Source organism: Arthrobacter arnarulunnguaqae (genome assembly GCF_051262515.1).
In the GTDB taxonomy this organism is placed as follows: Bacteria; Actinomycetota; Actinomycetes; order Actinomycetales; family Micrococcaceae; genus Arthrobacter_N.
Map to the genome: position 1 here is coordinate 64,512 of NZ_JBIMER010000011.1, position 23,644 is coordinate 88,155.

Below are 23,644 nucleotides of genomic sequence, written 5' to 3' on the forward strand. Positions count from 1 at the left end.
AAGGCATTGAACAGGCGAGGGGAAGCGCTGTGAAAAGGGCCGCTGTGGGGGTGGGAACGACGGTGGCGACCACCGCGGGGCCGGTGCGTGGCCGATTGCTCGACGGAGTGCGGTCCTGGCGCGGCATTCCTTTTGCCGAGGCGGCGGAGGGTCCGCTGCGGTACCGCGCGCCGGCCCCGGTCCGTCCGTGGGCGCGGACGCGGGACGCCTACGAGTTCGGCGACGCGCCGCCGCAGAACAGCGGCTACATCGCGTTCGGCCGCGCCCGGCACCCCGTCAGCGAGAACTGCCTGAGCCTGAACGTCAGCGCACCGGCGGACCCGGCCGGCGCGCCCCGGCCCGTGCTGGTGTGTTTCGCCGGCGGTGGCTTCACCATGGGTTCCCCGGCGACCCCGCTCCACGCGGGAGACCGGTTCGCGCGCGACGCCGGCGTGGTCTACGTGTCGCCGAACTACCGAGTCGGCGGACTCGGGTTCCTGGACGTGACGCGCTACGCCGACGACCGGCACCCGTTCGAGTCCAACCTGGGCCTGCGGGACCAGCTGTCCGCGTTGGAGTGGATCCGCGACAACATCGAGGCGTTCGGCGGCGACCCGAACAACGTGACGGTGTTCGGGCAGTCGGCCGGGGCGACGTCGGTGGTGACGCTGATGGCCGTTCCCGCCGCGCGGGGGCTGTTCCACCGCGCCTACGCGCTCAGCCCGTTTCCGGGGTCAGTGTACGCGCGGGAACGGCACGCGGGGTGGGCGGGGGACCTCATGGGGATCCTCGGCGTGGATTCCTCCCACGCGGCCGAGACCCTGGCGACGCTCAGCTGGCCCAAGCTCGTGGACGCGATGTATCGGTTGACGCGGCGGCTGGGCCCGGCCAACGACCCCGGAACACTGGTCTGTTCGCCGGTCGTGGACGGCGAACTCCTGCCGACCTACCCGATCGACGCGTTCCGGGACGGAACCGCGCACCGTGTCCCGCTGGTGGTCGGCACCACCGTGAAAGAGGGCGCGCTGTTCCGCTTCATGAACCTGCTCCCGACGACGCCGGCACGGATGGAGCGGATGTTCGAGCGCGCCGACCCGGACGCCCGCACCCGCGTGCTCGGCGGGTACCCGACCTACCCGGCCGGGGGCGCGCTCGTGGACCTCGCCGGGGACTCCGTCTTCTGGCATCCCACCACCCAGGTGGCGGAGGGGCACTCCCGCCATGCGCCCGTATGGAACTACCGCTTCGACTTCGAGACGCCGATGCTCCGGCGCATAGGCCTCGCCGGAGGCCACGGCACGGACGTGCCGGCCCTGTTCGGGCACCACGATTCCGACGCCGGCCGCTTCTTCACGATGACCGGCGGCCGGGACGCGGCGCATTCGCTCGGCCTGCGCTACCGCCGCGCACTGGTGTCCTTCGCGCAGACGGGCGACCCGGGCGCCGACTGGCCGCGGTACGACGAGCACCGCCGCCGCGTCCGGATCTTCGACGCCCGCGACCGCGTCGTGGAGGATCCGTGGCGCGAACGGCGCCTCGCCTGGGGCGGCTACCGCGGCTACGACTAGCCCAACGCTTCACAAACGAAGCGCATCCTGACAGTGTTTGACCTAGTGGGAGCCTTACGCGCCATCCCGCTGGCAGTTTGACGCCGAGCAAAGGAGAAACCGATGAGCACCAGCGACGAGTCGGCACGGCCGCCGAACCACCGGGCGGGGGACGCCAACCCGGAAACGGCCCGGTTCTCGACCAGCGACACCACGGTCGGAGGCGACGCCACTGCCGTCCACGACACCACGGCCGGACGCGACACCACCGCGCGCGACACGGACAACGACACCTTCTCGCGGAGCCGGGAGTACGTCCCCGAGGACGACTACGCGGACACGGCGGCTCCGGTCGGTGCCCCCGTCGTGGACAGCCGCGAGCTGCTCCGGCGGGAAAAGGAGGAATTCGGCGGAGTGAAGATCGGCAGCGCCTTCTTCGGATGGCTGACCGCCACCGGAACCGCCGTGATCCTCAGCGCGCTCGCCGCCGCGTTCGGCTTCGCCACGGGATCCGTGAACATCAGCGACGTCGCCGGACAGGCGACACGGGACCCGCAGGGGACCGCGCTCGTCGGCGCGATTGTCTTCGGCGTCATCCTGCTGGTCGCCTACTACTGCGGCGGGTACGTGGCCGGGCGCATGGCGCGCTTTAACGGTGTCGCCCAGGGTGTCGCCGTATGGGGCTGGGCCGTGGTGATCTCCGTGGTCGCCGCCGGACTGGCCACGCTCGCCGGAAGCCGCTTCAACATCCTCGAACAGGTCAGCGGATTCGGGAGGATGGCGGAGGGCGCCGACCTCCTGCCGGCGCTCCTCGGGCTCCTGGTTGCCGCCGTCGTCGCCCTGATCGGCGCGATCCTCGGCGGACTCGCGGGCATGCGGTTCCACCGGCGCGTGGACCGGGCCGGCCTGGGGCGCTAGGCGCCGTCCCCGCCCCGGGGACCGAGGACGACCCCCGCGACGAGATCCAGGCGCGGGTCGTCCTCGCCGTCGTCCACCACGCCCGTTACCCAGCGCAACCGCAGGCCCCGTGGGGTCGACTCCAGCGTGGCCAGGTTGTTGTCGAACCACGGCCCCTCGATCCCGGACCACGCAAACGGCGGGTCGGGGACCTTGGCGGACTGGGCCATCAGCAGGCCAACCAGGGTGGCCGGTCCGTAGGCCATGGCCGCGGTGAAGTAGCGCAGGACGCGGGGCAGCGGATTGCGCACGGGCGAGCAGACGGCCTGCAGGATTCGGCTGCCCGTCGACCGTTCGACCTCGGCCACGTAGGAGAAGTGCACGTCGCCGGACAGGAAGACCACGGATTCCGGCGCCGTCCCGCGGCGCCCGTCGGCGACGTCCGTCACCATGGAGGCGACCTCCTGGAAGCTGTTCTGGAAGGCCGCCCAGTGCTCCAGATCGACCGCGCGGCGCAGGCGCTCGCCGACCCACGCCGCTGCGCGTCCCCAGGCGCCGTTGGAGACGGCCTCGTCCCACGCCTCCAGGTGGTGCAGGCCCGGGGGCAGCAGGAACGGCAGCGACGTGCCGATCAACAGGTGCCGGAAGCCGCCGCGCAGTTTGCCGTCGAGCCAATCCATCTCCTGGGCATCGAGCAGGGACCGCGCCCCGGGTTCCAGTTCGCGCGAGGCGCGCGAATCGACCATGACCAGGCGGATGTCGCCGAAGTCGCGGCAAAAGCTCCAGCGGTAGGACGCCGGCTGGCCGTCGACCCGTTCGGCGAACGCGTCCAGGACGGCCCCGACGTCGACCTCGTCCGGTCCGTCGTGGGCGACGATGGCGCGCCACACCTCGTCCCGCGCGCGTTCGGCGGGGGAGAGGTTGCCGAGGTGCTGGTAGACCCAATAGGACGCGAGGCCGGAGACGATGCGGCCGTGCCACCAGGACGTCTTCGCCATGGCCCGTTTCCAGGAGAGCGAGGCGTTCCAGTCGTCGCGGATGTCATGGTCGTCGAAGATCATGGCCGTCGGGATGGTGGAGAACAGCCAGCGGTTGGCGGGATCGGACCACGCCAACTGGTAGAGGTGCGCGTACTCCTCGTAGTCCTTCAACTCCGGTCCGGGCGCCTTCCGGATGTCGCGCCGGGCCCGGATGAAGTCCCGCATCTCGGCGCTGGTCGAGTCGGCGTAGACCTGGTCGCCGAGCAGCAGGGCCAGGTCGGGGCGCGTCCCCGCCTCGGCCCGGGCCAGCGAAAGGGCATAGGCGCGCATGGCGTCGACTCCGTGGGTCCGATTGCCGCGCTTGTCGTGAGGGACGCTGGTGCGGCAGGAACCGAACGTCAGCCGCAGGGGACGCCCCGGCTCGAGTGTGGCGATGACGGGCGGTGGGAATCCGTCGTCGTCCGGCCACGCCTTTGCGCCGTCGACCAGCACCTCGTACGGCCGCTCCGTGCCCGGCTCCAGACCGTGGGCCTCGACCAGCGCGTAGTGGTGGCCGTGGACGCCGAACGTCCGGGCCGCCCACTCGTTCCCGCCGGCGCGCACCGCGACGGTGCCCGCCTCCCGGGTCTCGACCCAGATGCTGGCCGTGGTGGTGTCCACGTGGCGGAGCATGGGCCCGAGCACCAGCGGGCCGGTGGGGTGCTTGGCCATCTCGTGCGGTCCTTTCCCTGGGGTGCCGTGTACGTGCGTCCAGCGTCCCGCATTTGGGCTCCGTCCGGTACCCCGCACGGCCGAATCGGTGGATACTGGATCAATAGTCAGCTCAAGAGTCACCGACAACCAGGGGAAACGGGAATGGCCAAAAAGGCAAAGAAGAAGTGGTCCGAAATCAGCACCCCGGACAAGATCCGGTTGGTGGTCGCGGGAGTCATCCAGGTGTCGCTGCAGGCACTGGCGATCCGTGATCTGGTCCGCCGTCCGGCGGATCGCGTGAACGGTCCGAAGCTCGCGTGGGTCGCGGCCTCGTTCGTCAACACGCTGGGCCCAGCAGCGTACTTCATTTTCGGGCGGAAGCACTAGGCATTTTCGGACGCCGCGGTTCCGGGCGACGGCACGAGGGAAGGGTACCGATGGAAACCACTACCGAATACCACCGCATCGTGATCCTCGGCGGGGGGAACGCCGGCATCTCGCTGGCGGCGCGGCTGGGACGCTACGGGGTCGGTGGCATCGCGGTCGTCGAACCCAAGGCGGTGCACCACTTCCAGCCCCTGTTCTCCCACATCGGGGCCGGCGCCGCCCAGATGCGCGAGGCCGTCCGCCCGCAGGAGGATGTGATGCCGCGGGACGTGGCCTGGATCCGGGGCGAGGCGGCCGGCGTCGTACCCGGTGAGAACACGGTGCGGCTGGCCGACGGCCGGCTGGTGCGCTACGGGCACCTGGTCGTGTGCCCGGGCCTGCAGCTGGACTGGGACGACGTCCCCGGGCTGAGGGACGCCATGGGCGATCCGCGCGGAACGTCCAACTACGACGCCGGACTGGTGCCCAAGACGTGGGAACTCGTCCGCGGGCTCCGCTCCGGCACGGCGGTGTTCACGCAGCCCCCCGGCGCGGCGAAGTGCTCCGGGGCCGCGCAGAAGATCGCCTACATGGCGTGCGACTACTGGCGTGCCGCCGGGGTGTTGCAGGACATCGCCGTCGTGCTGGTGGTGCCGACGCCCACAGTGTTCGGCATGCCGGACGTGGACCGGGAGCTGGAGCGCAAGATCGCCGAATACGGCATCACGCTGCGCACCGACACCGCTCTGGCCACCGTGGATGCGAGCGCGGGGACCGTGGTGCTGGACGGCCCGCGCGGGCGGGAGGAGATCGCGTACGACATGCTTCACGCGGTCCCGCCGCAATCGGCGCCGGACTGGCTGAAGTCCAGCGAACTGCCCGCGGCCGGCGACGACGGCGGCTTCGTGGAGGTGGACGCGCAGACCCTGCGGCACCCGCGCTTCCCCAACGTGTGGTCTCTCGGCGACGCGGCCGGGACGCCGAACTCGAAGTCGGGCGGGGCGTTGCGCAAGCAGGTGAAGGTGCTGGCCAAGAACCTGAAGTCGGTACTGGACGGCGGAGGCCCGACCCGCCGCTATGACGGGTACTCGGTGTGCCCGTTCACGCTCAGCCGCGGGACGGCGTTCTTCGCGGAGTTCGGCGCGGACTACCGGCCCATGCCCAGCATCCCGCTGCTGCGGATGGCGAAGGAGCGGCGCTGGCAGTGGATCATGGACCGCCATGTCTTCCCGAAGATCTACTGGCACCTCATCCTCAAGGGCCGGGCGTAGCCGGGTCAGGGCCTCGGAGCCGCGCCGCCGAACGGCTCCAGGTCGCGGGTCGCCGGTCCCTCGAGCAGCTCGCCGGTGTGCGAGAAGCGCGACCCGTGCAGCGGACAGTCCCAGGACATCTCGGCGGAGTTCCACGTCACGATTCCGCCCAGATGGGTGCACACGGCGGATAGCCGGCACGTGGCGCCGCCGACCGTTGAGGCGGCGACCGGTTTGAGCCCGTGGTGGCCGACCACGCCTTCGCCCTCGGGGACGGCGTCGGTGCCGCGCGAGACGGAACCGCTGCCGGCCTTGAGCCACCCGCCGGCCAGATGTCCGGCCACTCCCGCGTTCATCCGGACTCCCTCGGCCAGATCGGCCGGGCCGGTGACGCGGTGGTGGAGCGATTCGGCCCAGGGAGCGTGCCCGCCCAGGATGTCGGCGCTGAGCGTGAGGGCGGCGGCGACGGAGTTGGCGAGTCCCCACTTGTTGTACCCGGTGGCCACGTGGATCTTTCCGCCGCCGCGGGGCAGCCGCCCGACGAACGGAACCCTGTTGGCGCTGCGGTAGTCCTGGGCCGACCAGCGGTGTGTGCGTTCCGCCCCGGGGAAGTGGCGCGCGGTCCACTCGTCGATGTCCGCCACCAGGCGGGCGGTGTCCGCCTCGCGCCCGACGGGGTGGCCGTTGCCGCCCACCACGAGCAGTTCCTCGCCGCCGACGATTGCCGTGCGCAGCGAGCGCCCCGGGTCGTCCACGGACAGGTACATGCCGGACGGGATGCTCGACGGCGCCCCGGGGACCCGGTAGGACGCCGCGTAGGAGCGCGACGCCTCGAGTTTGGCGAAGTACAGCCCGCGGTCCAGGATCGGGGTGCCCGTGGCGAGGACCACGTGGTTGGCGTGGACGGTTCCGCGCGTCGTGACGACGGCGGCGGGGTCGCCGGCCTTGACGTCGTGCACGCGGACGCCTTCCACGATGCGCACTCCGCGGGACCGCAGGTCGGCGGCGAGCGTGTCCAGGACGTCCACCGGATGGATCTGCGCCTGGTTCGCGAGCAGAAGGGCGGCGTGCGTCGGGAACGGCAGGGCGACGTCGTGCGTCAGGATCACGTCGAGGCCAGCCTCCTGGCACGCCCGGAGTTCCTTGTCCAGGGTGTCCGCGGAGGACGCCGAATGCGCGTAGGTGTAGGCGTCCCGGCGCTGGACGGGCACCCGGTGCTCCTCGAGGTAGCGCAGCAGCCAGGCCTGGCCCTCGTGGTTGGCCTCGACGTAGGCGCGCGCGACCTTGGCCGAAAAGTGTTTGCGGATGCCGGACAGCACGGTTCCCTGAAGCAGCGACAGTTTGCCCGTGGTGTTGCCGGTGGCCACGGCGCCGATGGTGCGGGCCTCCAGGACGGCGACGCCGAGCCCCGCCCGGGCCAGCAGCAGCGCCGTCGTGAGCCCGGTCAGGCCGGCGCCGACCACGACCGCGTCGTACCGGGCCTCCGGCTCGAACGCGTCCGTGGTGGGCGGTGCTTTCCTGTCGAGCCAAAGGGAGGTCATGGCGGGCTCCAATCCGTGCCTAGGTGTCACCGCGTCGGTGGGCGCGAGCCTACTCCGGGGCCGGGCCTTCGGCCAGAGTTGGCCCGGGCGTTGCATGGCCGCATCCTTGGGTTCACGTGCCGTGCCGAGAATCGATGGGACCAGCGAGGCCGGCACGAATGGAGACACCCGTGAGCAACGTCCTGAACCACCCCATCTCGCGGCGCCGAGCCGTTGCCGGGATCGGCGCACTGGCGGCGACCGCCGTCGTCGGAGCCGGCGCCACGCCCGCGGCCGCCGCGGCCGAATGGGGCGGCAGCGCGCCGCTGATCGGCCCCGCCGGAGGAGAGATGCTGCACGTCATGAGCTTCAACATCCGCTACGACCGTGCCGGCACCGCACCCGGTCAGCCGGACTATTGGCCGGAGCGGGCCCCGCTGGTCGAGCAGCTGCTACGCGTCGAACAGCCCACCATCCTGGGGGTGCAGGAGGCGGAGTTCACCCAGTTGGCGGCGGTCGAGGCGGGACTGCCGGCGGGCTACCGTTCCATCGGCTACGGGCGGGAGGGCGGAAACCGTGGAGAGTATTCGGCCATCTACTTCAATGCGCAGCGCTTGGCACTGTTGGAATGGGACCAGTTCTGGCTCTCCGACACCCCGGACGTCATCGGCTCGGTGACCTGGGGCAACAGCGTGACCCGCGTGGTGGTGTGGGGCCGGTTCCGGGACAAGAACACCGGACGCGAGCTGGTGGCCGTCAACACGCATTTCGACCACCAGTCGGACACCGCCCGGGCGAACGGCGCGAAGGCGATCGTGGAGGTCGCCGAGCGATTCCCCGCCGTGCCGATGCTGGTCACCGGGGACTTCAACGCGGTCGCGGGCGATTCGGCCGCCTATGCGACGCTCGTGGACTCCGGCGTTTTCGCCGACTCGTGGCTGGCCTCGGAGAAGCGGGTCAGCGGAGAGTGGGGAACGTTCCCGAACTACGCGGAACCGACGGCGGGGGGCACGCGGATCGACTGGCTGCTCGCCACTCCGGGCAACGTCCGGGTGCACAGCGCGGCGATCAGCACCTGGACCAAGGGCGGACGCTGGCCGTCGGACCACACGCCGATCCAGGCGCTGGTTTCGCTGTAACGCCGGCCCCGCCGGGGCGCGCCGGCGGCGGGAGCCGACGCGGTGGCGGTCTGGACACCGGCAGCCGCTCCTCGCGGAGCTCCTCGTTGCGCGGGACGCGGCGCAGCCAGAAGAGGGACGCAGCGGCAAACCAACACAGGACCGCGGCCAGCGTCCACGCCGACGCATGGCTGTCGGTCATGAGGACCGTCAGGCCGCTGCCGACCGCCGTGAGCGCCAGGCCGGCCAGGACCACCCGCTTGATGCCGGCGCGCTCCATGAGTGCGGCCGCGAACGGAGCCGTCAGGCCGTAGACCACCAGATTCGGCGTCACGGCCAGGCTGGTGGCCGAATGAGTCCATCCGAACTCGGACTCTAACGGCTCGAACAGGGCGCCGGTGGTGGACCGGAATCCCGCGCCGGCAACGAGCGCGAGCAGCATGAGCGCGGCGACGGTCCAGGCCGGATGGATCCGGCGTCGCGTGGTTTTCGCCCGTCGATCGTATGCCGCGGGCCGCCCACAGAGAGATTTGCGGCTTTTCAGTCCACTTCGTTGACATATAACGACTTGGTGACATTATTTAGGCGCCGGGACGCCTCGGGTTTACACTGTAAGGGATATGCGGTTAGACCAACGGGGAACGAAGGATGTGACGCGTCAATGCCTGAGGGAGACGTTGTTTACCAGGCGGCCCGCCGACTCGACGCGGCGTTGGCGGGACGGATCATAGAGACCAACAAGTTTAGGCTCCCGGGATACGGGACGCTCGACCTGACGGGTTGCCGGGTGAATTCGGCGGTGTCCCGCGGAAAACACCTGCTGATCCGCGTGGCCGATGTCAGCATCCACACCCACATGGCCGTCATGGGACGGTGGGACGTCTACGCGACCGGCGAGCGTTCGCGCACCCCCGCCGTGAAGGCGTCCGTCGTCCTGAGGAACGACGCTTTTCAAGCCGTCGGATTCGACCTCGAGTACATGCGCGTCATCCGGACCAGCGACGAGCCGCAGGCCGTGGGCCACTTGGGTCCGGATCCGCTGGGCCACTCCTGGGACCCGGCCGAGGCCGAGCGCCGACTGGCGTCGAATCCCGAGCGCCCGATCGGACTGGCGCTGTTGGACCAGCGGCTGATCGCCGGGCTCGGAAAGGTCTACCGCTCGGAGATCCTGTTCCTCGCGTGCACCAACCCCCGCACGCCCGTGGGCGAGGTCGAGGACCTCGCGCGGATCGTGGACCTCGCGCACAAGCTGATGGAAGCCAACAAGGACCGGCCGATGCGCAGCACGACGCCGGCCACGCTCGATTCGCCCTATTCCGTGTTCGCCCGCGGCGGGGAGCCGTGCCTGCGCTGTTCGGATCCGGTGGTCCACGAGCGTTTCGGTCCGGACTCGCCGCTCGGCAAGCCCGTCGCCGCGGTGAACCGGGGGCGCGCGGGGGGCGCGAGTCGAGCCGCGGTCTTCGACGAGAACCGCGACCTCGCCGGCAGGGACCTCTTCTGGTGCCCGCAGTGCCAACCGCTTCCCGGCCAGGGCGCGGTTCCTGAGCCCGGACGCGCCGCGGACCTCGGGAGCGCGGGCAGCCTCCCCGGGTAGCGCTCCGCCGCCGCGCAACCCCGGCGTCGATCCGCTCCTGTATATTGGGGCGCGTGTGTTGCCCATCACACGGCGCGCGGGGAGGCCGGCGATGTACCAGGTGCAGGAAGCGGACGGCTTCACCCAGTGGCGCCGCCTTATCTCGACCTCTTTTGTGCCCTTGGGTGCCGAGCCGTTGCGCGGCCGCTCGGCGTCCGGCGCCTTCCGAGGACGGGTCGGCGGGCGGCACCTGAACGACGTCGGCATGATGCAGGTCAGCGCGTCCGGACACACCGTCCGGCGCACCCCGGAACTGATCGCGGCCGGGGGCGAGGGCAACTACAAGCTCAGCCTCCAGCTGGACGGACGGGGAATGCTGCTGCAGGACGGCCGCGAGACCGTGATGCAGCCGGGCGACCTGGCCATCTACGACACCCAGCGCCCCTACACGCTCTCCTTCGACGGCGACTTCCGCACGCTGGTGCTGATGTTTCCCCAGCACCTGCTCGGGCTGTCCCCGGAGGACGTCGCCGAACTCACCGCGGTCAGCATGGGCCGGGGACAGGCACTCGGGGAGGCGGTCTCGCCCTTCCTCGCGCAGATTGGCGAAATGCTGCCGACGCTCCAGGGCCCGATCGGCTACCGCTTGGCCATGAACGTGGTGGACCTGCTGTCCACCCTGCTCGCCAACGAGGTCTACGCCAAGCCGGACCAGGCGGCCGACGGGCACGCGCGCCTGCTCCGCCGCGTGCAGCACCACATCGAGGCGCATCTCGCGGATCCACGCCTGGGGCCACAGGAGATCGCCGCCGCCCACTTCATCTCCACCCGCACCCTGCACCAGCTCTTCGCCGACGCCGGGCACACCGTGGGCGCATGGGTCCGCGAACGCCGGCTGGAGCGGTGCCGCCGCGACCTCTTGGACCCGCTGCACGCCCACGTGCCGGTGGGGGCCATCGGCGCCCGGTGGGGCCTGGTTGACGCCGCCCACTTCAGCCGCGCGTTCCGCGCGGCATTCGGCGCATCGCCGTCGCAGTACCGGCGAACCCCGCGCTAGGGGACAAGAAGCCCGCCGGGAAAGACAAGACCGCCCCATGTGTCCTGGGACACAGTGGAAGGGAGTCGTCAACCCGCCGCGGCCCCGCCCGGCCCATCCCCAGGAGACACCGATGTCGATCCAGCCCGACACGCAACTGACCACCTACCGGAACCTCCTGGCGGCCATCGCGCCGACCGGCGAATCACGGGAAATCAACGATCCGGCCACCGGCGAGGTGGTCGCCGCCGCCCCCGTGCACGCCGCGGCCGACCTCGATGCCGCCGTGGCACTGGCCCGTTCCTCCCAGCCCGCGTGGGCCGCGTTGGGGCACTCCGGGCGAAGCGCCCACCTGCTCCGCGCGGCGGACGCGATCGACGCCGCGTCCGAGGCGCTCGCCGAACTGCTCTCCCGTGAACAGGGCAAGCCGCTGAACGGACCCAACGCCCGCTTCGAGGTCGGTGCGTGCTCCGCCTGGCTGCGCGCCGCGGCGTCGTTCGAGATGGAGCCCGAGGTCCTGGTCGACGATGGCGAGGCGTACGCCGCACTCCATTACCGTCCGCTCGGCGTCGTCGGGGCAATCGGCCCCTGGAACTGGCCCATGATGATCTCGATCTGGCAGATCGCCCCGTCCCTGCGGATGGGCAACACGATCGTCGTCAAGCCCTCCGAACACACGCCGCTCAGCGTGCTGGCGCTGGCCGCGGTCCTGAACCAGGCGCTGCCGGTCGGCGTCCTGCAGGTCGTTTCCGGCGGCCGCGACGTCGGCGAGCGGCTCGCCTCCCACCCGGACATCGACAAGGTGATGTTCACCGGCTCCACGGCGACGGGGAAGGCGATCATCCGCTCGTCCGCCGACACCGTCAAGCGCCTCACGCTCGAGCTCGGCGGCAACGACGCGGGCATCGTCCTGGACGACGCCGATCCGCGGGCGATCGCGCAGGACCTGTTCTGGGGCGCGTTCATCAACACCGGCCAGACGTGCGCGGCGCTGAAGCGCCTGTACGTCCCGGATTCGCTCTACGACGCCGTCTGCGCGGCGCTCGTCGAGGTTGCCCGGCAGGCGCCGATGGGCGTGGGCCTGGACGAGAACAACGTCCTCGGTCCGCTGCAGAACAAGGCCCAGTTCGACGTCGTCGCGCGCCTCGTCGAGTCCGCCCGGGAGTCCGGCGCGCGCATCCTGCTCGGCGGCAACCCGGAGACGGCACAGCCCGGCTACTTCTACCCCGCGACGCTCGTGGCCGACATCGACAACGGGAACCCGCTCGTGGCCGAGGAGCAGTTCGGCCCGGCCCTGCCGATCATCCGCTACTCGAGCCTGGACGAGGCCATCGAGATGGCCAACGGGCTCGACGTCGGTCTCGGCGCCTCCGTCTGGTCCGCCGACCCGGCGAGGGCGCGCGAGGTCGCGGCGCGCGTGGAGGCCGGAACGGTCTGGATCAACAAGCACGGGGCCGTCGATCCCCGCATGCCCTTCGGCGGAGCCAAGCAGTCCGGCTACGGCCTGGAGTTCGGCATCGAGGGCCTCAAGGGGCTCGGCTCGCCGCAGGTCATCAACGGCTGACGCCGCCCCACCTTCCCCTTCGCCCGAAAGGCCCACCATGAGCACGCAGGAAAACCAGGAATTCGACTACATCGTCGTCGGCGCCGGATCCTCCGGCAACGTCGTCGCCCGCCGGCTCGTCGACGCAGGGAAGCGCGTCGCCGTCCTCGAAGCCGGTGACCAGGACACCAATCCAAACATCGAGCACCTCTACAACCTCGGCGCCCTGTGGCACAGCCCGCAGGACTGGGACTACTTCACCACCGAGCAGGCCGGGGCCGCGGGCCGCCGCATCCACCTCCCGCGCGGCAAGGTCATGGGCGGATCGCACGCGTTGAACGCCACCATCTGGGTGCGCGGCGACCGCTGGGACTACGACGGCTGGGCCGAAGCCGGATGCGCCGGGTGGGCGTGGGAGGACGTGTTGCCCGTGTTCAAGGCCATCGAGAACTACGACGGCGGCGCCTCGGACACGCGTGGCGACGCCGGGCTGCTCGACGTCGTCAAGGATTTCCCGCGCAACCCGGTGCAGGAGGCGATGCTGGAAGGCGCCGTCGAGGCCGGGGTCAAGCTCAACGAGGACTACAACTCGGGCGACGTCGAGGGAGTGTCCCGCATGCAGCTCAACGTGCGGAACGGAAAGCGCTTCAACACGTGGCACGCCTACCTGAAGCCCGTCGCCGCCGAACCGAACCTGACGCTGCTGACCGGTGCCCACGTGCGCCGTCTGGTCCTCGAGGACGGGACGGTTGCCGGCGTCGAATTCGAGCACGACGGCGGAACCAGGACCGTGCGGGCCGCCGAAACGATCCTGTGCGCCGGGGCGATCAACTCCCCCGAGCTGCTGCTGCGCTCCGGCGTCGGGCCCGCGGACGAGCTGCGCGAGGCGGGCGTTGACCCGGTCCACGACCTGCCGGGCGTCGGCAAGAACCTGCACGACCACCTGCTCTCGCCGGTGATCTTCTCCACCGCGGAACCGGTGCCGGTGGGCGACGTGGCCCCGGCGGAGGTGCACCTGTTCTGGAAGAGCCGGCCCGAGCTTCCCGTCGCGGACACCCAGCCGATCTTCTTCTCCGTCCCCATGTACACGGAAGGGTACGGGCGGGGTCCGATGTCCGGCGCGGACGGCGGGTTCTCGATGCTGGGCGGGCTGGTGCGGCCGCAAAGCCGCGGCGAGATCACGCTGAGCGGGCCGAAGGCCTCCGATCCGATCCGGATCGACTTGGGCGCCCTCGCCGAGCAGGCCGACGTCGACGCGCTGGTGGCTTCGGTCCGGCAGTGCCGCGAGATCGGCCGGTCCGCCGCGCTGGAACCGTGGGGGCCAAGGGAGGTTTACCCGGGTCCGGACATCGACGACGGGGACCTCGAGACGTACATCCGCGAGTCCGTGGTGACCTACCACCACCAGGTGGGCACGTGCGCCATGGGCGTGGACGAGATGGCGGTGGTGGATCCCGCCACGCTGAAGGTGCACGGGCTGGAGGGCGTGCGCATCGCCGACGCCTCCATCATGCCGCTGGTCCCGACGGGCAACACGAACGCGCCGACCGTGATGATCGCCGAACGCGCCGCCGCGATGTTGTTGGGCGCGCCCGCCATCGGCTAGCGGCTGGTGGCGTCCTGGACCTCTCCGACAAGCTCTTCGATGATGTCTTCGAGGAACAGGACGCCGGTGGTCTCGCCGGTGGAGTCGAACACGCGCGCCACGTGGGCGCCGGTCCGGCGCATGGTGGCCAGCGCGTCCTCGAGTTCCCCGTCCCGGAAGGCCGAGGCCAGGCGGCGGATGCGCTTGGCGGGCACCGCGCGGGCGAACTTCTCCGGCGTCGTGAGGTCCATGACGTCCTTGAGGTGCAGGTAGCCCGTGGGTTCGCCGTCGTCGTTCGTCAGGATGTAGCGCGAGAATCCGTGTTTGGAGACGGCCACCTGGATGTCCGCGGGCGTCGCCGTGGCGGGCAGCAGCACCATGTCGCGGATCGGCACCTCGACATCCGCCACCGACTTCGACGTGAACTCGAAGGCCGCCGACAGGGTGCCGCTGGTGTCACTGAGCATGCCGTCGCGCGTGGACTGTTCCACGATGTTCGCCACCTCGTCCAGCGTGTAGGCACTGGTGGCCTCGTCCTTGGGCTCCACCTTGAACAGGCGCAGGACGCCGTTCGCGATGCCGTTGAGGGACCAGATGACCGGCTTGAAAATCCGCGCCACGAGCACCAGCGGGGGAGCCAGCAGCAGGGCTGCCCGCGTCGGCACGGAGAAGGAGATGTTCTTCGGGACCATTTCGCCGAGGACCACGTGCAGGAAGGTCACCAGCAGCAGGGCGGTGGCGAACGCGATGATGCCGATGGCCTCGGCGGTCAGGGAGGTCAGGCCGAGCGGGATCTCCAGCAGGTGGTGGATCGCCGGTTCGGAGACGTTCAGGATCACCAGCGAGCAGACCGTGATGCCGAGTTGGCTGGTGGCCAGCATCAGGGTGGCGTGCTCCATGGCCCACAGGGTGGTCTTGGCGGCCTTGCTGCCGGCCTCCGCCTTCGGCTCGATCTGGGAGCGGCGGGCCGAGATCACGGCGAACTCGGCGCCGACGAAGAACGCGTTCACGGCCAGGAGCACCACCAGCCAGATGATGCCGGGCAGGTATTCACTCATGGGTCTGGTCCTTCGTGAGGCTCTCGACTATTCGGTCGTGGGGACTCATGGGCGCGTCCCCGGATTCGGCGGGCATGTAGCGCAGCCGCTGGATGTGGTTTCCGGCGACGCGCTCCACGCGCAGGACGCCGGAGTCCACGGGGACCTCGTCCCCGAGTTCGGGCATGCGGTCGAGGGCGTCGGTGACGAACCCGGCCACCGTGTCGTATTCCTCGCCCTCGGGAACCACGACGCCGGTGCGGTCCCGGAGTTCGTCGGGCCGCAGCGAGGCGTCGAATGTCAGGGACTTTCCGGAGCGCACGACGCCGACGCGCGCGCGGTCGTGTTCGTCCTCGAGTTCGCCGACGATCTCCTCGACGAGGTCCTCCAGGGTGACGATTCCGGCCGTGCCGCCGTGTTCGTCGGAGACGATGGCCACCTGCAGGCCCTGCTTGCGCAGGAGCAGCAGCAGCGAGTCGACGCCCATCGATTCGGGAACGCGCAGCGGTTGCACCATGAGGTCCGCGGCGCAGACGGATCCGCGCCGGTCGAGGGCGACGGCGAACGCCTGCTTGACGTGGAGGACGCCGCGCACGTCGTCGCTGTCGCGTCCGATGACCGGGAAGCGCGAATACCCGGTGGCGGTGGCCAGCTCGATGACCTGCTCCGCCGTGTCGTCCAGTCCCACGGTGGACATCCGCACGCGGGGCGTCATCACGTCGTCGGCGCTGTGGTCGGAGAAGCGGAGCGTGCGGTGCAGGAGGGCGGCGTGGTCCAGGTCCAGCACGCCCTCGAGGGCGGACCGCCGGACGAGTGAGCTCAACTCCTCGGCGCTGCGGGCACCGGAGAGCTCCTCCTTGGGTTCGATCCCGAAGGAGCGGATGATTGCGTTTGCCGTGTTGTTGAAGAGCACGATGATCGGCTTGAACACGGCGGTGAAGGCCGACTGGAACGGAATCACCAGCTTGGCGGTGGCCAGCGGCAGCGCCAGCGCGAAGTTCTTGGGCACCAGTTCGCCGATGACCATGGAGAACACGGTGGCGATGAAGATGCCGACCACGGCGCCGATGCCCGGCACCACTGCGGCCGGGACCCCGGCGTCCTGCAGCGGTCCGCTCAGCAGGCTGCTGATGGCCGGTTCGAGCGTGTACCCGGTCAACAACGTGGTCAGCGTGATGCCGAGCTGCGCGCTGGAGAGGTGCGTCGAGGTGATCTTGAGGGCCTTGATGGTCGGTCCCAGACGTTTCTCGCCGCCGGATTCGCGGGCTTCGAGATCGTGGCGGTCCAGGTTCACCAGCGCGAACTCGGAGGCCACGAACAGGCCGGTGCCGACGGTCAGGATCAGGCCGACGCCGATCATGATCCACTCATACATGGGCTGGCCCCTCTCCCGTGGGGCGGGACAGGGGCAAAAGAGAAGGAGGGTCGTCCATAGTCCTTCAAGCGTACGGGAACGCCGCACGCCGCATCCCCGTGTTCGGTGTGGGCGAAACCCCGGCGACGGCTAGTGCTCGGTCAGTGCGCGGAACGGCGCCGGAACAGCCGGCGGACCCAGCCCTCGACGCCGAGGTGGCCCTGCAGTTCCTGCGGTCCGGCTGCCTCGTTCGGCAAGCGGCCGTCCTCGCCGTAGTAGATGTGCGCCGTTCCGGGCCCTGGGATTTGCGCGCCGGCGAGGTTCGGCATGCCGGGGCTGTCGGCCGAGCCGTGGAGTCCGTGCGGGCCGTGCCCCTGCATGTCGCGCAGCGGATTCTCGCTGGGATGACGCTGAGCGTTCATCGGGTTCAGGCGCTTCATTGCACTCACCGCTCCTTTGGATGCCGTGAGCCCATTTTAGGCCGTGATCGTCCGCGGGGGAACGGTGGCGACATGACGCTGGGTGACGGGGTGTGACGCCGGAACAACCCGCGTGACGCGCGAAAACCCCGCGTGACCACACACGGGCACGCAGCGGTGGCGGCCTCCTAGAGTCGGGACAACCAACCACCCGGAGGAATCATGACCACCACCTACGCCCACCAGAACCGGCTGGCTACCCTGTCCGCCCACTTCCGTCCGATTTTCGAGTCCATCGCCGCCGGATCCGCCGAGCGCGACCGCACCCAGGAGCTTCCCCGCGAGGCGATCAGGGAACTGGCCGCGGCCGGTTTCGGCGCCGTGCGCGTGCCGGAGTCCCATGGCGGGGCCGGCGTGGATCTGCCGGATCTGTTCGCGCTGCTCACCGAGCTGGCGGCGGCGGACCCGAACATCAGCCAGGCGCTGCGCGGGCACTTCGCATTCGTCGAGGACCGCCTCGCCGCCGCGCCGGGCCCGGCCCGCGACGCGTGGCTGGCGCGCTTCGCGGCCGGAGAGCTGGTGGGCAACTCGTGGACCGAGGTCGGCGCCGTCGAGATCGGCGACGTCCTCACCAAGGTCACCGCGGACGGCAACGGCGGATTCGTGGTCAACGGCACCAAGTACTATTCGACCGGCAGCATCTACGCCGACTGGATCGATACCTATGCCGAGCGCACTGACACCGGCGTCCGAGTCATCGCGGCGGTCAACGCCCACCAGCCCGGCGTGCGGATCGACGACGACTGGGACGGATTCGGCCAGCGCACCACCGGCACCGGCACCAGCACGTTCACCGACGCGGTGGTTCAGGAGGGGCACCTGATCGACTTCGACACGCGCTTCAAGTACCAGACGGCGTTCTACCAGGCCGTGCTACTCACGGTTCTGGCCGGCGCGGCGCGGGCCGCGGAGCGCGACTTCGCCGCGGAACTTCTGGCGAGGAGGCGCACGTTCAGCCACGGGGCGGCCGAGCGCGCCAACGAGGATCCGCAGCTCTTGCAGGTCATCGGCGAGGTGTCCTCGGCGGCATTTGTGGCCGAGGGCGCGGTGCACCGCGTCGCCGTCGCGCTGCAGGGCGCCTATGAGGCGGCGCTCGGACGGCACGACGGGTCCGTGAACGAGGAGCAGGACGAGGCCGCGAACGACGACGCCGAACTCGGCTCCGCGCAGGCGCAGGTCGCATTGACGCCGCTGGTCACGTCCGCCGTCTCCCATGCCTTCGACGCGCTGGCGGCCTCGGCCACCAGCACCGCGAAGAACCTGGACCGCCACTGGCGGAACGCGCGCACCGCCGGCAACCACAACCCCTGGGTGTTCAAGGCGCGCCACATCGGAGAACACTCCGTCCACGGCACGTCGCTGCCGCGCGTCTGGGCCATCGGGGCCTCGAAGGGCAAGTAACGCGCCCCACCGGGGAGCACGACGGCCGTGGTAGACGGCGGGCGAGCCCCGCCGTCGTCCGCTATTGGGCGAGGTTCGCCAGGCGTTCGGGCTGCAGCAATTCGGCGAGCTCGGCCTCGGTAAGCAGGCCGCGCTCCAGAACGAGCTCTGCGACGCCGCGGCCGGTGGTGAGGGCCTCGAGGGCTATCGAGGTGGACTCGCTGTAGCCCAGGCGCGGGTTCAGCGCCGTCACGAGCCCGATTGAGTTCTCCACGTTGCGGCGCAGGAACTCGGCGTTGGCCGTGATCCCGGTGACACAGCGGCGCGAGAGTGTCAGGCAGCCCGCCTCCAGGTGTCGCATGGAGGTGGAGAGGCTGTGCACGATGATCGGTTCGAACGCGTTGAGCTGCAGCTGTCCGCCCTCGGCCGCCATGGAGATGGTGACGTCGTTCCCGACCACCTGGTACGCGATCTGGTTGACCACTTCGGGGATCACGGGGTTCACCTTGCCCGGCATGATGGACGATCCCGACTGGACGGCCGGAAGGTTGATCTCGTTCAGCCCGGCGCGGGGGCCCGAGGACAGCAGGCGCAGGTCGTTGCAGATCTTGGAGAGCTTCAGGGCCACACGCTTGAGGACGCCGGACAGGTGCACGAACGCGCCGACGTCCTGGGTGGCCTCGATGAGGTCCGGCGAAGTGGTGAGCGGGAGTCCGGTGATCTCGGCGAGGTGCTTCCGCGCCGACTCCGCGTACCCGGGCGGGGCATTGAGGGCCGTGCCGATGGCGGTGGCGCCGAGGTTGATCTCGTGCACCAGCACCAACGATTCCGCCAGCCGGTCCCGGTCCTCGCGCATGGTGACGGCGTAGGTGCCGAACTCCTGGCCGAGCGTCATCGGAACCGCGTCCTGCAACTGCGTGCGGCCCATCTTCACCACGGTGCGGAACTCCACGGCCTTGGCCGCGAAGGCGGCCTCGAGCTCGGAGAGAGCAGCCAGAAGCGGGCGCGCGGCGAACGCGGTGGAGACGTTGACCGCCGTCGGATAGACGTCGTTGGTGGACTGGCTCAGGTTGACGTGGTCGTTGGGGTGGAGGTGCCGGTGGTCGCCGCGGGCGTGGCCGAGGAGTTCCAGCGCGCGGTTGGCGATGACTTCGTTGGCGTTCATGTTGGTGGACGTTCCGGCGCCGCCCTGCACGACGTCCACGACGAACTCGGCGTGCAACGCGCCGTCGATGATCTCCTGGCAGGCGGCGTCGATGGCCCCCGACCTCTCGGCGTCGAGCAGCCCCAGATCGCGGTTGGCGCGTGCGGCGGCCTGTTTCACCATGGCGAGGGCCCGGACGAGGTGCGGATTGGAGGCGAGCGTCTGGCCGGTGATCGGAAAGTTTTCCACGGCGCGGAGGCTGTGGATGCCCCAGTAGGCGTCGGCCGGGACCTCGCGGTAGCCGATGAGATCGTGCTCGGTGCGGGTGGGGATGCCGGTCGCGGCGTCGGGGGAAAGCAGATGCGTCAGCTGGCCGACGTTCTGTCCGCCACCGGGCACCGGAACGCTGGTGAAGGTCGCCAGGGCGGCTTCCTCACCCAGGACGACCTCGGCGCTAGCGCCCGCGTCCGCACGCAGCGCCGCGAGGAGCGCCCCGGCGGCGACGGGCATGCGGGCGCGATCACCGCCGTCGGACACCTTGACCGCCACCGACGTTCCGTCGGGGAGCGCTGCGACCTGAATGCCCTCGAATCCGTCCTTGGCGACGAGCCCCGGGACGGCGCGCATCAGCGCCGTCACGTCCCGTCCCTCGCCGGCGACAAGGTCCGGGTGGGCGCGCATGGCCTCGGCGACGGCGTGTTCCGGCGTTCCGGCTGGGGCGGACGCGATACGCCCGAAGGCGCGCGCCATGCCGACGAGCGACACGGCGTGGACCGGGGTGCCGCAGCCGTCGGTGCCGACGCTTGCCGGCTCCTCGCCCGTCAGGTCGCGCACGGCGTCGGCCAGCAGTTCGGCGACCGGGTGGGCCGCGTCCAAGTACCCGGCGACCGGCCAGCCCCGCGCGGCGCACAGCGCGACGAGGGCGGCGTGTTTCCCGGAGCAGTTCTGGGCCAACCGGGTGGCGCCCCGACCCGAGCGGAGCGAGTCCGCGCGCTCGCCGACGCCGTAGGGAAGGTCGGTGCTGTTGGACAGCGCGTCCTCGTCCAAGCCGACGGCGGCCAGGGTCGAGAGGGCGACGTCCTGGTGCCGTGCGGATCCCGAGTGGCTGGCGGCCGCGAGCGCGAGTTGCTCCCGGGTCAGTTCGGCGCCGGCGCGCAGCATTCCGACGGCGAAAATCGGCTTGAGCGCCGAGCGGGGGTAGAAGGCGGCGGCGGGCTCGCCCCGGGAAATCAGGACGCGCCCGTGCGGATCGAGGACGACGACGGAGCCGTAGTGGATGCTTTCGGCGAGGTCGCCGCGGGTCTGGACGGCGATCGGCTCGTGTGCTGGGAGGGTGGCGGCGGCGGGATTGGGTTTCATCGGTGTCCGTTCCTGACGATGTCGGCGACGGCGCCCCGCACGGCGCCGAGGTGCGCCTCCATGGCGGATGCGGCGGCGGATACGTCCTGGTTCTCGATGGCTTCGAAGATGGTCTGGTGCTCTATGTCGGAGGTCTTCTGGCGTCCGGTGACCAGGTTGATGGTCTCCGACTGGTGGGACAAGGCCTCCCGGATGTCGGCGACGATCCGCGCGAACACGCCGTTGCCGCTGGCGCGGGCGATGGCCGCGTGGAAGGCGGCGTCGAGCTCGACCCACGCCTCGCCGTCGTCCTCCGAGCGCATGGCCTCCATGAGACCGCGCAGTTCCGCGATGTCGTCGGCGGTTCGCCGTTGGGCCGCGAGCTCGGCGGCGGGGATCTCGATATGCGGGCGGGCCTCGACGAGGTCGCTGGCGGACAGGGATCCGAGCATCAGGTCGCGGCGCGGTCGGTCGGCGACCACGAACGTGCCGCGGCCGGTCTCCGTGCGGGTGAGGCCGAGCGCGGCGCAAGAGCGCAGGGCCTCGCGGATGACGGAGCGGCTGACTCCATACTGTGCCGCGAGCGTTGCCTCGGAGCTCAGCTTGGAGCCGACGGCGAGGCGCCGGTCCTCTATGGCTCCGCGGAGTGCGCGGAAGACGGACTCCGCGGCACTGGTGCGATCGATGAGGGGCTGTCCGGCTGTCCAGCTGTCTGACAGGTTCATGCTCGAAACTATGGCAGGGAGTACGGGGTGGTGTCAATCGCGGACAGATCCGCCCGCCCCGCCACACGGGCTACCGGGGGAGCGCGACCGCTTCGATGCGGCCCGCGACCTCGTCCGGCGAACCCGTGGCATCGACGAGGTGCCAACCGTGTTCAGCCGCAAGGGACAAGTAGTGGGTGCGCGCCGCGCTCAGGTAGGCGGGCGTCTCCGAGTCCTCGCCGCGGGCCAGGACCCTCGCGTGCCCGATCTCCGGAGGCACGTCCAGGAGTACGACGGCGTCCGGCCGCGGCAGGGCGCCGGCCAACCAACCCAGTGCCCGGCCGGATGGCAGTCCGCGGACCCGGCGGAGGACCAATTGGCAGACGAGATGCCGATCCATCACGCTGGTGCCACCGAACGCCAGGGCGCGGAGGTGCGCCGCGATGACGTTCGCCGTGCGGACCACGGTCTCAAACCTGTCCGCGGACGGCGGCGGGACGGCAAGGCCCAGCGTCTCTGCCCGGCGCGAGAGCCAGCGGCGCCCGCCCGGGTTTCGGAGCAGTTGGGCTGGTCGACCGGCTGCTTGTTCACGGGCCACGAGCGCCCGCGCCGCCGTGGTCTTGCCTGCGCCGTCGATGCCGACCACGACGATCGTCCGGCGTGTGGCGGGGCCTGAACGTGCGGCTCGACGTGTGCCATCGCTGCCGGCACGGTCGGCGGAGTGCAGGGCGGTGTCCAAGATGTCCGAGGTGGACACGCAGATCCTCCCGATCCGTTGGTGACGTCTACTTGGTGTCAACGAACGGGAAGCCGGGATCCATGCCGACTGCGCATGTGGGTTTGCTGTGAAGATGCATGATGCCGGCTGTCGGGACGGTGCCACGGGTCGGCACCTGGGGCGCTAGATCTGCGGAACGCACTCCCCGGTGCCGAGCAGGGCCAGGCCCGCGAGGTCGCCTTCGGCAAGCGTCGACGTCCCGCCCGGTCCGACATACATGAGTTGTGAGGGATCGTTGACGTGGTCGAGTCCCACCACGTGTCCGAGTTCGTGGATGATGATGCCGCGAACGGCAGCGGCGCCGTTCGGCCATCCCATCATTTCGGCCAAGACCGGTGCGTCGAGCGCGACCTGCCCGGCCACAAGCACCAGGGGGCCGCCAGTCGCGCCCGCGTAGGAGCTTCCACCGAGACCGGCGGTGTCGCCCGCCAGCATCGGAACTTCCGCCGGCGTCGCCCACGCTATGAGCACGGGCGCCCACCTCTTCCCGTACCGATCGGGCTGGTACTTCTCCCGCTTGTCGGTGAACGGCTCGGTCGTGGCGCCGTCGTGGACGAATTGCAGGCCGGTGGCCGCGGAGATCTCCGCGACCGACTCGTGGATCAACCGTTCGCCGCCAGCGGGTGCGTTGTCGGGGCGAATGACGTAATGGATCGGCCGGCAAGGATCGTAGGCCGCGAAGGGCTGCGAGTCTCCGGGCGTGGGCTGCAGCGCGTACGACGACGACGCGGCGACGGAAGGCGGTTGGCCCAGCGGGGAGTCGGCGGCCTCGACGCCCCGGGGCGGGATGTCGGCACCGGGAAGATAGGGCTCGACGAAGGGGACGACGTGACGCTGCAACAGTCCGGGTCCGAACATGAGAAACGCCACGAAGGCGAGGACCAGGAAGGTTTTCACCGAACCGATGCTCCGAGAGTCGCCGGAGCCGACGCCGCCGGAACCGGAACCGCGCCGTTTGTTCCGGCTGCCCCGCTTGCGGTCGCGACCGTGCCTGCGGTGGTCACGGATATCCACGACCGAGCCGTTGCCTGCGGAATCCGGCCACTCGCGGAGCGGCGCGGCACCTGGCCCTCCCCGCACACACCAAATTCGTCAATCGGTGTAGGTGTCACGATCCCCCCAGGATGCGCAGAATATCGGTCCCCTCGGCCGACGAAACTAATCCTAGCGTCGGTTCGCGGCATCACTGCCACGCGGCCCGCTGGTGTCAGAAGGGTGGTGGGTCGTTGGGGTTCGTTGGCGGGATCGCTCTTGGTGTGGGGCGTTTTTTTTGGTGGCGGGTCTGGTGGGTGGTTGCCGGGGAGCGGTTTCCGTGGGCGCATCTGGCGGATGCGTGGTCGGCC

20 protein-coding genes are annotated in these 23,644 nt (G+C 70.3%); 10 read left to right on the forward strand and 10 right to left on the reverse strand.

Features of this window, described 5'->3' with window-relative positions:
* The first annotated feature begins 62 nt into the window (after positions 1 to 62).
* Together ACHAAJ_RS11180 and ACHAAJ_RS11185 are read left to right on the forward strand one after the other, a co-directional pair.
* On the forward strand, positions 63 to 1,547 hold the full coding sequence (locus ACHAAJ_RS11180) for a carboxylesterase/lipase family protein (RefSeq protein WP_435728220.1): 1,485 nt from the start codon (positions 63 to 65) through the stop codon (positions 1,545 to 1,547).
* Positions 1,548 to 1,649: 102 nt separating this feature from the next.
* On the forward strand, positions 1,650 to 2,444 hold the full coding sequence (locus tag ACHAAJ_RS11185; protein ID WP_435728221.1) for a hypothetical protein: 795 nt from the start codon (positions 1,650 to 1,652) through the stop codon (positions 2,442 to 2,444).
* On the opposite strand, the gene ACHAAJ_RS11190 is transcribed toward ACHAAJ_RS11185, so the two are convergent.
* Positions 2,441 to 4,114, reverse strand: coding sequence for an alkaline phosphatase D family protein (locus ACHAAJ_RS11190; protein ID WP_435728222.1), 1,674 nt, complete (start codon positions 4,112 to 4,114; stop codon positions 2,441 to 2,443). The two genes, ACHAAJ_RS11185 and ACHAAJ_RS11190, sit on opposite strands and share 4 nt — an antisense overlap.
* A gap of 144 nt (positions 4,115 to 4,258) precedes the next feature.
* On the opposite strand from ACHAAJ_RS11190, the gene ACHAAJ_RS11195 reads away from it, so the two are divergent.
* Both ACHAAJ_RS11195 and ACHAAJ_RS11200 read left to right on the forward strand, forming a co-directional pair.
* Positions 4,259 to 4,483: a PLD nuclease N-terminal domain-containing protein gene (locus ACHAAJ_RS11195; RefSeq protein ID WP_435728223.1), complete on the forward strand. Its 225-nt coding sequence runs from the start codon at positions 4,259 to 4,261 to the stop codon at positions 4,481 to 4,483.
* Positions 4,484 to 4,533: 50 nt separating this feature from the next.
* Positions 4,534 to 5,733 (forward strand): NAD(P)/FAD-dependent oxidoreductase, encoded by a 1,200-nt coding sequence (locus ACHAAJ_RS11200; protein ID WP_435728224.1) that lies wholly within the window; start codon positions 4,534 to 4,536, stop codon positions 5,731 to 5,733.
* Positions 5,734 to 5,738: 5 nt separating this feature from the next.
* Here ACHAAJ_RS11200 and ACHAAJ_RS11205 read toward each other — a convergent pair whose 3' ends face one another.
* Positions 5,739 to 7,253: an FAD-dependent oxidoreductase gene (locus tag ACHAAJ_RS11205; protein WP_435728225.1), complete on the reverse strand. Its 1,515-nt coding sequence runs from the start codon at positions 7,251 to 7,253 to the stop codon at positions 5,739 to 5,741.
* 170 nt (positions 7,254 to 7,423) lie between these two features.
* Here ACHAAJ_RS11205 and ACHAAJ_RS11210 point away from each other — a divergent pair, with 170 nt between their 5' ends.
* On the forward strand, positions 7,424 to 8,371 hold the full coding sequence (locus ACHAAJ_RS11210; protein ID WP_435728226.1) for an endonuclease/exonuclease/phosphatase family protein: 948 nt from the start codon (positions 7,424 to 7,426) through the stop codon (positions 8,369 to 8,371).
* Here the strand turns inward: ACHAAJ_RS11210 and ACHAAJ_RS11215 are convergent.
* On the reverse strand, positions 8,301 to 8,792 hold the full coding sequence (locus ACHAAJ_RS11215; protein WP_435728227.1) for an MFS transporter: 492 nt from the start codon (positions 8,790 to 8,792) through the stop codon (positions 8,301 to 8,303). The genes ACHAAJ_RS11210 and ACHAAJ_RS11215 overlap by 71 nt on opposite strands.
* A gap of 219 nt (positions 8,793 to 9,011) precedes the next feature.
* Here ACHAAJ_RS11215 and ACHAAJ_RS11220 point away from each other — a divergent pair, with 219 nt between their 5' ends.
* The 4 genes from ACHAAJ_RS11220 (at position 9,012) to ACHAAJ_RS11235 (ending at position 14,108) form a co-directional block, all read left to right on the forward strand.
* Complete coding sequence (locus tag ACHAAJ_RS11220) at positions 9,012 to 9,944, forward strand: DNA-formamidopyrimidine glycosylase family protein (RefSeq protein ID WP_435728228.1); 933 nt, start codon at positions 9,012 to 9,014, stop codon at positions 9,942 to 9,944.
* A 91-nt stretch (positions 9,945 to 10,035) separates the two neighbouring features.
* Positions 10,036 to 10,980, forward strand: coding sequence for an AraC-like ligand-binding domain-containing protein (locus ACHAAJ_RS11225; RefSeq protein WP_435728229.1), 945 nt, complete (start codon positions 10,036 to 10,038; stop codon positions 10,978 to 10,980).
* 136 nt (positions 10,981 to 11,116) lie between these two features.
* Complete coding sequence (locus tag ACHAAJ_RS11230) at positions 11,117 to 12,523, forward strand: aldehyde dehydrogenase family protein (protein WP_435728240.1); 1,407 nt, start codon at positions 11,117 to 11,119, stop codon at positions 12,521 to 12,523.
* A gap of 37 nt (positions 12,524 to 12,560) precedes the next feature.
* Positions 12,561 to 14,108 carry a GMC family oxidoreductase gene (locus ACHAAJ_RS11235; RefSeq protein ID WP_435728230.1) on the forward strand — a complete coding sequence of 516 codons (1,548 nt, stop codon included), beginning with the start codon at positions 12,561 to 12,563 and terminating at the stop codon, positions 14,106 to 14,108.
* On the opposite strand, the gene ACHAAJ_RS11240 is transcribed toward ACHAAJ_RS11235, so the two are convergent.
* The 3 genes from ACHAAJ_RS11240 to ACHAAJ_RS11250 form a co-directional block, all read right to left on the reverse strand.
* Positions 14,105 to 15,145, reverse strand: coding sequence for a hemolysin family protein (locus ACHAAJ_RS11240; protein ID WP_435728231.1), 1,041 nt, complete (start codon positions 15,143 to 15,145; stop codon positions 14,105 to 14,107). The two genes, ACHAAJ_RS11235 and ACHAAJ_RS11240, sit on opposite strands and share 4 nt — an antisense overlap.
* Entirely contained in the window at positions 15,138 to 16,499 is a 1,362-nt protein-coding gene (locus tag ACHAAJ_RS11245) for a hemolysin family protein (protein ID WP_435728232.1), read from the reverse strand. Before ACHAAJ_RS11245 ends, ACHAAJ_RS11240 begins: the two co-directional genes overlap by 8 nt.
* Before the next feature lie 140 nt (positions 16,500 to 16,639).
* Entirely contained in the window at positions 16,640 to 16,927 is a 288-nt protein-coding gene (locus ACHAAJ_RS11250) for a hypothetical protein (protein WP_435728233.1), read from the reverse strand.
* Positions 16,928 to 17,119: 192 nt separating this feature from the next.
* On the opposite strand from ACHAAJ_RS11250, the gene ACHAAJ_RS11255 reads away from it, so the two are divergent.
* On the forward strand, positions 17,120 to 18,358 hold the full coding sequence (locus tag ACHAAJ_RS11255; protein ID WP_435728234.1) for an acyl-CoA dehydrogenase family protein: 1,239 nt from the start codon (positions 17,120 to 17,122) through the stop codon (positions 18,356 to 18,358).
* Positions 18,359 to 18,419: 61 nt separating this feature from the next.
* Here the strand turns inward: ACHAAJ_RS11255 and ACHAAJ_RS11260 are convergent, their stop codons facing one another.
* The 4 genes from ACHAAJ_RS11260 to ACHAAJ_RS11275 all read right to left on the reverse strand — a co-directional run bounded on the left by ACHAAJ_RS11260 (position 18,420) and on the right by ACHAAJ_RS11275 (position 23,198).
* Entirely contained in the window at positions 18,420 to 20,840 is a 2,421-nt protein-coding gene (locus ACHAAJ_RS11260) for an aspartate ammonia-lyase (RefSeq protein ID WP_435728235.1), read from the reverse strand.
* Positions 20,837 to 21,544 carry a FadR/GntR family transcriptional regulator gene (locus tag ACHAAJ_RS11265; protein WP_435728236.1) on the reverse strand — a complete coding sequence of 236 codons (708 nt, stop codon included), beginning with the start codon at positions 21,542 to 21,544 and terminating at the stop codon, positions 20,837 to 20,839. Before ACHAAJ_RS11265 ends, ACHAAJ_RS11260 begins: the two co-directional genes overlap by 4 nt.
* A 70-nt stretch (positions 21,545 to 21,614) precedes the next feature.
* Positions 21,615 to 22,280, reverse strand: coding sequence for a dTMP kinase (locus tag ACHAAJ_RS11270; RefSeq protein WP_435728237.1), 666 nt, complete (start codon positions 22,278 to 22,280; stop codon positions 21,615 to 21,617).
* A 144-nt stretch (positions 22,281 to 22,424) separates the two neighbouring features.
* On the reverse strand, positions 22,425 to 23,198 hold the full coding sequence (locus ACHAAJ_RS11275; RefSeq protein WP_435728238.1) for a matrixin family metalloprotease: 774 nt from the start codon (positions 23,196 to 23,198) through the stop codon (positions 22,425 to 22,427).
* Positions 23,199 to 23,644 lie beyond the last annotated feature (446 nt).

Coding starts and splice junctions, on each gene's coding strand:
- ACHAAJ_RS11245 (WP_435728232.1), bottom strand. CDS start 16,499: ATGTATGAGTGGATCATGATCGGCGTCGGCCTGATCCTGACCGTCGGC.
- ACHAAJ_RS11240 (WP_435728231.1), bottom strand. CDS start 15,145: ATGAGTGAATACCTGCCCGGCATCATCTGGCTGGTGGTGCTCCTGGCC.
- ACHAAJ_RS11265 (WP_435728236.1), bottom strand. CDS start 21,544: ATGAACCTGTCAGACAGCTGGACAGCCGGACAGCCCCTCATCGATCGC.
- ACHAAJ_RS11225 (WP_435728229.1), top strand. CDS start 10,036: ATGTACCAGGTGCAGGAAGCGGACGGCTTCACCCAGTGGCGCCGCCTT.
- ACHAAJ_RS11255 (WP_435728234.1), top strand. CDS start 17,120: ATGACCACCACCTACGCCCACCAGAACCGGCTGGCTACCCTGTCCGCC.
- ACHAAJ_RS11185 (WP_435728221.1), top strand. CDS start 1,650: ATGAGCACCAGCGACGAGTCGGCACGGCCGCCGAACCACCGGGCGGGG.
- ACHAAJ_RS11195 (WP_435728223.1), top strand. CDS start 4,259: ATGGCCAAAAAGGCAAAGAAGAAGTGGTCCGAAATCAGCACCCCGGAC.
- ACHAAJ_RS11200 (WP_435728224.1), top strand. CDS start 4,534: ATGGAAACCACTACCGAATACCACCGCATCGTGATCCTCGGCGGGGGG.
- ACHAAJ_RS11260 (WP_435728235.1), bottom strand. CDS start 20,840: ATGAAACCCAATCCCGCCGCCGCCACCCTCCCAGCACACGAGCCGATC.
- ACHAAJ_RS11220 (WP_435728228.1), top strand. CDS start 9,012: ATGCCTGAGGGAGACGTTGTTTACCAGGCGGCCCGCCGACTCGACGCG.
- ACHAAJ_RS11235 (WP_435728230.1), top strand. CDS start 12,561: ATGAGCACGCAGGAAAACCAGGAATTCGACTACATCGTCGTCGGCGCC.
- ACHAAJ_RS11190 (WP_435728222.1), bottom strand. CDS start 4,114: ATGGCCAAGCACCCCACCGGCCCGCTGGTGCTCGGGCCCATGCTCCGC.
- ACHAAJ_RS11215 (WP_435728227.1), bottom strand. CDS start 8,792: ATGCTGCTCGCGCTCGTTGCCGGCGCGGGATTCCGGTCCACCACCGGC.
- ACHAAJ_RS11205 (WP_435728225.1), bottom strand. CDS start 7,253: ATGACCTCCCTTTGGCTCGACAGGAAAGCACCGCCCACCACGGACGCG.